At 62.9% G+C, this 7,536-nt stretch carries 8 protein-coding genes; all 8 read left to right on the top strand.

What is annotated here, in order from left to right; translation table 11 throughout:
- The coding region (gene tssC, locus EN943_RS32445) for a type VI secretion system contractile sheath large subunit (RefSeq protein ID WP_127416067.1) at positions 1–842 on the top strand (842 nt) is incomplete at its 5' end.
- A 46-nt stretch (positions 843–888) separates the two neighbouring features.
- Positions 889–1,347 (top strand): Hcp family type VI secretion system effector, encoded by a 459-nt coding sequence (locus EN943_RS32440; protein ID WP_013525307.1) that lies wholly within the window; start codon positions 889–891, stop codon positions 1,345–1,347.
- On the top strand, positions 1,334–2,089 hold the full coding sequence (tssE, locus tag EN943_RS32435; RefSeq protein WP_013525306.1) for a type VI secretion system baseplate subunit TssE: 756 nt from the start codon (positions 1,334–1,336) through the stop codon (positions 2,087–2,089). The genes EN943_RS32440 and tssE overlap by 14 nt, the downstream gene beginning before the upstream one ends.
- A gap of 1 nt (position 2,090) precedes the next feature.
- Entirely contained in the window at positions 2,091–3,965 is a 1,875-nt protein-coding gene (tssF, locus tag EN943_RS32430) for a type VI secretion system baseplate subunit TssF (protein ID WP_127416066.1), read from the top strand.
- Positions 3,929–4,996, top strand: a complete 1,068-nt coding sequence (gene tssG, locus EN943_RS32425) for a type VI secretion system baseplate subunit TssG (RefSeq protein WP_024504479.1) — start codon at positions 3,929–3,931, stop codon at positions 4,994–4,996. The genes tssF and tssG overlap by 37 nt, the downstream gene beginning before the upstream one ends.
- On the top strand, positions 4,993–6,465 hold the full coding sequence (tagH, locus tag EN943_RS32420) for a type VI secretion system-associated FHA domain protein TagH (RefSeq protein WP_027163186.1): 1,473 nt from the start codon (positions 4,993–4,995) through the stop codon (positions 6,463–6,465). Before tssG ends, tagH begins: the two co-directional genes overlap by 4 nt.
- Before the next feature lie 3 nt (positions 6,466–6,468).
- Entirely contained in the window at positions 6,469–6,921 is a 453-nt protein-coding gene (gene tssJ, locus EN943_RS32415) for a type VI secretion system lipoprotein TssJ (RefSeq protein ID WP_024504481.1), read from the top strand.
- Positions 6,922–6,961: 40 nt separating this feature from the next.
- Positions 6,962–7,536, top strand: a 575-nt coding sequence (gene tssK, locus EN943_RS32410; RefSeq protein WP_164778488.1) for a type VI secretion system baseplate subunit TssK, incomplete at its 3' end; no start/stop codon positions are given.

The raw sequence follows: 7,536 nt of genomic DNA, 5'->3' as shown, positions 1-7,536 counted from the left end.
CCAACCCCGCCTATGCCTCGTGGCAGTCGTTGCGCGAGAGTGAGGACGCTCGCTACATCGGCCTGACCATGCCCCGCGTCCTGGCGCGGCTGCCCTACGGCACCGATACCGTTCCGGTGAAGGGTTTCACCTTCGAGGAAGAGGTGGAGGGCGATCACAACAAATATGTCTGGATGAACGCCGCCTTCCCGATGGGCGTCAACATCAACCGCAGTCACAAGCTTTTCGGCTGGGGCACGCAGATCCGCGGCGTGGAGAATGGTGGCACGGTGCTCAACCTGCCGGTGCATAGCTTCCCGACCGATGATGGCTCGATCGCGATGAAATGTCCCACGGAAGTCGCCATCGACGACCGGCGCGAGGCGGAACTGGCCAAGCTTGGCTTGATGCCCATCCTGCACCGGAAGAATACCGATCTCGCGGCCTTCATCGGAGCACACTCGCTGCAGGACGACGAAACGCGGGCGGGGCGGCTGGTCGACCCCGATGCACAGTCGAACGAGCGGCTGAGCGCCAACCTGCCCTACCTGTTCCCGGTCTCGCGCTTTGCGCACTACCTCAAGGCGATCGCGCGCGACAAGGTCGGCTCGTTCAAGGAGCGCGCCGACATGCAGATCTGGTTGACCGAGTGGATCAATCGATACGTGCTGGCCAACCCGGCCTTTGCCGACGACAAGGCGCGCGCCAAGCGCCCGCTTGCCGCCGCCGAGGTCCAGGTGGACAGCGTGGAGGGGCGGCCGGGCTATTATAATGCCCGCTTCTATCTGCGCCCGCATTACCAGCTGGAGGGCATCAATGCGTCGCTCCGACTGGTCTCGGAACTACCGTCCGTTAAGACTTGATCGCAGCAACGACAACCTGGTTTTTTGAAAGCGGTGGAGAAACACAATGCCGACTACGAAGATTGATGGCTTCCTGAAGGTTCCCGATATCAAAGGCCCCAGCACCCGCGACGGCCACGATGACGAGATTGAAATCCATGGCGTCGACTACAAGATGGTCGCACCTTATGATCCCAATTCGCTGTCACGCCGTGGCCGCGTCTCCATGGGGATGATCAAATTCACCAAGCACTACGACAAATCATCGCCCTATCTGAAAAAGGCTTTGTTCGAAAACAAGGCCCTTGATGAGGTGGTGTTCTCGGCCCGCCGGACCATCGATGGCGAGACCAAGGATTACCTGGTCGTTACCCTCACCGACGCCTCGATCATGGAATACGACATGTCGCAGGCCGAGGATGAGGAAGACCTGATCCAGGAAGAGGTCAGCTTCGCCTACAAGAAGATCAAATTCGTCTATGACGGCAATGATGAAGCCGAAATGGATGTCTATGTCGGCAAGTGAGGTTCGGCGACCCGGCGCGGGCATGCAGCAGACCACTGGCAGCTTGCGGGCGAAAAGCGAAGCCGTCCAGCCGTCGCTTTGGGATCGTCTCGTCAATGATCTGCCGGGCCTGACCTCGGAAATAGACGGGCTGCGCCATGTCCTGCTCGACGAGCTTGGCGCGGACCGTCTCGACACACTCGTTGCCGGCAGCACGCGTGCCATCGACGCCGATGTGGTACTGACACCGGATCAGAAACGCCGTCTGCATCGGTTGGCCGTTCAGACCCAGCACCGCGTCGAAATCGAAAGCCGTGGCGTGGTGGTATCGGCGCGCGTGCTCAGGGAAGCGGTACGGCGTGACATCGAGGCGCTCTTCAACACAGAGCGCTTCGAGGCGACGCCGCTTCTTTCCGACCTGGAAAATGAACAGGTTGCGGACAATCCCCCTTCGCTTGCCGATTTCCCGGAGGTCCGCCGCAGCGTGGTCAATTACGGCGTGCCCTCCTTCTCGGGCCGCTCGTCGCGCGACTTCGATCGCGAGGTGTTGGCACGTGAGATCCGCATGGTGCTCGCGACCTTCGAGCCCCGCCTGAAGGAAAGCGCAACAAAGGTAACGGTCACGCTTGGCGACAACACCGTCGGCCTGAAGATCGAGATAGACGCCGTTCTGATCATGACCCCGACTCCCGAACGCATGCGCCTGCGCACCACGATCAATCTCGACAACGGTTTGGCGCGGACCGAAATTGGGGAGGCCTGAGATGGATCGGGTCTTCGTCGAATATTACGAGGAGGAACTGAGCCATATCCGCGCTCTTGCATCGGAATTCGCAGACATGCATCCGGCGGTGGCGCGCAACCTTTCCCTCGATACGGTGCCGTGTCCGGACCCATATGTCGAGCGCCTGCTCGATGGCGTAGCCTTCCTGGCCGCGCGCACCCGGCTAAAGGTCGATGCCGAGCGCTCGCGATTTTCCCGCAGTGTGCTCGACGTTCTCTATCCCGATCTGGTCACGCCGGCGCCGGCAACGGCGATGGCGGTGCTGAAACCCGGCCAGCAGGTCCAGACCATGCTGGCCGGCCACGTCGTCAAGCGCAACACACGGCTGGTTTCCAGCCTGCAGCCAGGCCTGTCAACGCGCTGCATTTTCTCAACCGCCCAGGAAATGACTCTATGGCCGATCGCGGTCACTTCGGTCAGCTTTTTTCAGGACCGCAGTGCGATGGCGATGGCTGGCATAGGACCGATCGGCGGTGTCAGCGGCGAGTCGGCGCTCCGCCTCACGCTGGCCAGGACCGGAAAAGGCAAGCTCGACGAACTGGCTCTCGACCGGCTTGACCTCTATTTTGCCGGACGCACCAAGGCGCCGCTACTGTTCGATGCGATTTTCGGCGCCTGCACGGCCACAGCAGCGCGACCGGAAGGCAAGACCAACCCGCTGTCGCCGTTGCCGGCACCCGAGATGATCGGCATCAGCGACGACGAGGCCTTGATGCCGCGCACCCGCCCGACATTCGAAGGATACCGGTTGCTGCGCGAATACTTCATGATGCCCGAGCGTTTTCACTATGCACGGGTTTTGGGATTGCAGCCTGTCGTGCGCCAATGCGCGGCCGGACTCGAGATCATTTTCCTGTTCAAACGCACGGTTCCCGAGCTGGCCGATCTGACGCCGGCGGACTTCGAACTTTTCGCGACACCGATCATCAATCTGTTCGAACGCGAGTGCAACGTCGTCGAAGTCGATGAACGCAAGACGCGCCAGGTGTTGCATGCGGACCGGACGCGGGCGCGTGACTTCGAAATCTACCGGGTCATCCGCGTCGAGGACGCCGACACGGAAGGTAACGACGCTGAAATCCCCGAGCTCTTCAGCCTGGGTCAGAACGGCGGTAGTGGTTGGGTCTATTCGACCGAAAGGCGCCCTCGCCGCGCGATGGAGGAGGAGCGCCGCGAAGGCCTGACGCGAACGTCCTATACCGGGGATGACGTTTTCCTGGCCGTGTCCCGGCCGCTCGTAAGGCCGGCGACCCGGCCGCTGAAGCGGCTCGACGTGATGGCGCTTTGCACCAATCGTGATCTGCCGATCCTCGATGACAATCCGACGTTGACGTTAGAGGCCGGCGACCCGGTCGAAACCGTGAGGCTTCTTGGCGCCTTGCGTGCGCCGCAGCCAGCTATTCCTGCGGCACTGCCTGCTGGGGCCGACGGGGAATCGCGGGCCGATGATCTCGCCTGGCGGCTGGTGGCGCAGCTCGCGCTCAACTTTCTCAGTCTTGCCAAAGAAGGCCGCGGCATCGATCCCCTGCATGCGCTACTCGACCTTTATGCCGATCGCGGCGATCCAAGCCTTGCCCGAAATGTGCATTCGATCGTGCGTATCGACTCGCAGCCGGTCATCGAACGTCTGCAAATCGATGGACCGATGTGCTTTGGACGCGGTACCGAAGTCACGTTGCATGTTGATCAATCGGTCCTGGCCGGCCAAAGTACCTTGCTGCTTTCGGCCTTGCTGGCGCGGTTGTTTGCTCGTCACGCCGGGATAAACGGCTTCGTGCGAACTCGCACGCGGCTGCTGCAGAAGCAGGAGGATGTGCCATGGCCGATGACGCCCGGCAATCGCTACCTGATCTAGACACGCCCGGCCCGAACAGGGCCGAAGGTCTGTCCGAGACGTTCGACTTTTTCGAACTGCTGCGCCGCCTCGAACAACGGAACGGTCTGTTCGGCCATTCCGGCCGTCCCGACCGTGAGCCGGCACGGCTCGGCCAGCATGTACGCCTCGCCTTTTCCGCACGGGACCTGGTTGTGTTCCGCGAAGCCCGCGATGCGGCACCGGCCCGGGTCACGGTGGCAAATTTTGGTCTGCTGGGACCTGAGGGTCCAATGCCGCTGCATCTGACGCGCTGGGTGCTCGACCGGCTCTCGCAACGCTGGTTCGCCGGCGCCGAGGCACAACTGACCAGCGACACGACGTTCGTCGACTTCGTCAACATTCTGCAGCACCGTATGATCGCCCTCTACTATCGGGCGTGGGCGGATGCGCACCCGGCCGTGCAGGCCGAACGCGCGGTCGGCGGGCGCGTTCGCGCCATGCTTGAAGCCATGGCCGGGATCGGACTTCCCGGCACGCAGGACCCCAATCTCGATACGGTGAAGCTTCGGCAGGCGGCTTCGCTGGCCAATCAGGTCGACGGCCCGGAACGGCTGACGCTGTTCCTGGCGGAAGCGTTCAAGGCGCCGGTACAGATCAAGGAGTTCATCTCCGCCTGGATAACAGTACCAACCGGTCTCCAGACCCGTCTTGCAAAGGCCTTTGCAGGGCTCGGCAAGGGCGCGACGATCGGCCCACGCGTTTTCAGCCGCCAAAGCAGGATCGAACTGCGTGTCGGCCCGCTGGGGTATGAGGAGTTCAAGGCGTTCCTGCCTGGCGGGGAGCGGCTCAAGCTGTTCAAGCAGGCCGTTCGCGACATGGTCGGGGAGTCGCTCGACGTCGATCTGCGCATCGTGCTTGCGCGTGAAGCCGTACCGCCGCCCCAAATCGGAGCGGTTCGGCTCGGGCGGACCGCCTGGCTTGCGCGACCCATCGAAAGGGGCGATGCTGACGACATGCGGCTGCGGACAATCGTCGGATGGCGGCCGGAAATGACGGGGGTCGCGGCATGAGCCTGCTGCTGACACTGGAGCAAGGGCCACGCACCCAGGCTGTGCGGCAGGCCCGGCTTGACGAGGGTGAGCTGGTGATCGGCCGCAGCGCGGACGCGGGTTGGCAGATCAACGATCCCGACATGTTCGTTTCAAGGGCACATTGCAAGATCTCTGGCGGGCGAGATGGATATTTCGTCACCGACACGTCGAGCAGCGGATTGTTCATAAACGACTCCGACAGCCCGCTCGGTGCCGGCAAGTCGACGCGCCTTCAAAGTGGCATGCGGCTGAGATTGGGCGACTACGTCGTCCATGTCGACCTGCAAACGCCAGCCACTCAAGCACCAGCGGCCGGCCAGCCGGTTTCGGAACGCGCGCCGCCAGCATCCCGGGCCCCGGTGAGCATCGGTCGCGATGACTTCTTTTCCGCCAAGGTCGAAGAAGAGCCGCGACGGCCACGTCCGGCCGATCTGCCGAACCCTTTCGAGCAGCCGGTTGCGGGTGCATTCGAACGTGCCAACTCCGACCAGCGCCACTCGGCCGCTTTCGATGACCCGTTCAGCCTCGATCCGGTTTCGACGCCGGTGTCGAAAAATCCCGCCCCTTATCGCGAACCGGGCGGCGCGGCGAGCCAAGCGGACCCGTTCAGCCTCGACGCGGTACCGTCCCCCGACCGCGCAGCCCAAGCCGCCCGTGACAAGCCGTCCGGAACCCATGATGACTTTGCTTTCGGACCAGCCGCCACGCTCAGTTCGGCGAACGGCGCCAGTTCGATCGAACAGCGCGAGCGCATCGCCCAGCGATCCCAATCAGCCAATCCCTGGGATTTGCCGGTGCAGCCCGCAGCTACCCCTGCTTCACCACGTGTGGGTGCTGCTCCCAAAGCCGCCCCGGCGCTGGGTGCGGCGCGGCCGGAGGAGATGGCGCTTCGCGCCGCATTCCTGCATGGCATGGGTGTCGAGGAAGCCGATTTCCCCGGACGCGACAGCATCGCGGAAATGGAGAAGTTCGGTCGCGAATACCGGATGATGATGGAAGGCCTGATGCAGCTTCTGCGCAAGCGGGCCGAGGAAAAGGGAAACGCGCGCGTCGCGCAGACCATGGTCGGGGCCTCCGAAGTCAATCCGCTCAAGTTCCTGCCGACCGTCGACGACGCCATCATAACGCTTATCGCTGAGCGCAGCCCAGGATTTCTCGGCGGTGAAGCGGCAATCACCGATGCGGTGCGCGATCTCGCGCAACATCACGTACGCGCCTGGCGAGGCATACAGACCGCCATGCGGCGGATGATCGACCGTTTTGACCCGGTAGTGATCGAGGAAGAGCTGAAATCGAATTCCGCGATCGGAACCCTTCTCTCTGGGGGGCGGGGCGCCAAGCTGTGGGAACTTTACCAGAAGCGCCATCGTGAAATCGCCGAGAGTGCTGAAAAGAGCTTCCTTGGCGAAATCGGCGCTGATTTTCGAGATGCATATGAGGAGGAGTGAGAGATGATTGATCGACGTGAATTTGTTGTTGCCTTGGGCGCGACAGGGTTGCTTGCGGCTTGCCAGAGTGGTCCGCCGAAACCATCGGTGATCACCGTCAACGTAAACGGCGGTGCTGGCATGAACCCGGGACCAGGCGGCGGCGACCGGCCGGTAACGATCCTGGTGATGCGGCTGAAAAGCACCGGCAAATTCAATTCCGCCGACTATTTCGCGCTGCAGGGGGATGCCGGCACGGCGCTGGCGGGCGATCTCATCGGATCCGACCAGATTTCCGTCGGGCCGGGAAAATCCGCATCCAAAACCATCACGGTCGAGCCGGACGCGACGGCGCTGGGCTTTGTTGCTCTGATCCGCGAGCCCGGCGGCCGGAACTGGCGGACAACTAAGTCGGTGTCGTCGGGATCGAAATTCACGATCAACGTCACGCTTGGCAGCGGCGGCATTTCCGCCTAGCGGCAAAGGGCAAGGGGAGCTCGATGCAGAGAGTAGCGGCATGAGCAATGCAAACAGGGTGCTATGGTCCGAAGGGCTTTTCCTGCGGACCCAGCATTTCCAGCAGCAGGATCGCTTTTTCGAGGCGACGGTGCGCGGCGCGTTGCAGGCCGGGCAATTGCATACGTTCGGTTTCCAACAGCTGACGCTGGACCAGGCGTTGCTGGAAGCCGGCCAGATCTCGATCCTGTCCGCGCGGGGCATCTTTCCGGATGGGACACCTTTTTCCATCCCGGACATGATGGACGCGCCGCGACCGCTGCCGGTCACCCCTGACACGGGCGCCGGACCGGTGCTGATCGCCTTGCCGCTGGAGCCTCCGGGCGGTGTCGGCTTCGATCCGGCACACGCTGCCGCCTCGGGTGCGCGATATCATGGGCGGATCGTTTCGGTGCGTGACGCCGTCCAGGGCGGTTCAGACCCTGAAGAAATCGAAATTGCCCGGCCGCAGGCGCTGCTGCTCGCACCCGGCAAGTCGGTCGGTGGCTACACGGCCTTGCCGATAGCCGACCTCAAGGGGATTCGAGCCGATGGCGGCGTCTCCCTGGACGAGACCTTCCTGCCACCGACCTTGGT

It is taken from the genome of Mesorhizobium sp. M7A.F.Ca.US.006.01.1.1, from assembly GCF_003997935.1.
Taxonomy (GTDB): Bacteria; Pseudomonadota; Alphaproteobacteria; order Rhizobiales; family Rhizobiaceae; genus Mesorhizobium.
Note: the sequence above shows the minus strand (reverse complement) of the source record. Positions and strands in the feature narration are given on the sequence as shown.

What these genes read in the sequence shown, in the direction of transcription:
- EN943_RS32440 (WP_013525307.1), top strand. Translation starts at nt 889, where the DNA reads ATGCCGACTACGAAGATTGATGGCTTCCTGAAGGTTCCCGATATCAAA.
- tssE (WP_013525306.1), top strand. Translation starts at nt 1,334, where the DNA reads ATGTCGGCAAGTGAGGTTCGGCGACCCGGCGCGGGCATGCAGCAGACC.
- tssF (WP_127416066.1), top strand. Translation starts at nt 2,091, where the DNA reads ATGGATCGGGTCTTCGTCGAATATTACGAGGAGGAACTGAGCCATATC.
- tssG (WP_024504479.1), top strand. Translation starts at nt 3,929, where the DNA reads ATGGCCGATGACGCCCGGCAATCGCTACCTGATCTAGACACGCCCGGC.
- tagH (WP_027163186.1), top strand. Translation starts at nt 4,993, where the DNA reads ATGAGCCTGCTGCTGACACTGGAGCAAGGGCCACGCACCCAGGCTGTG.
- tssJ (WP_024504481.1), top strand. Translation starts at nt 6,469, where the DNA reads ATGATTGATCGACGTGAATTTGTTGTTGCCTTGGGCGCGACAGGGTTG.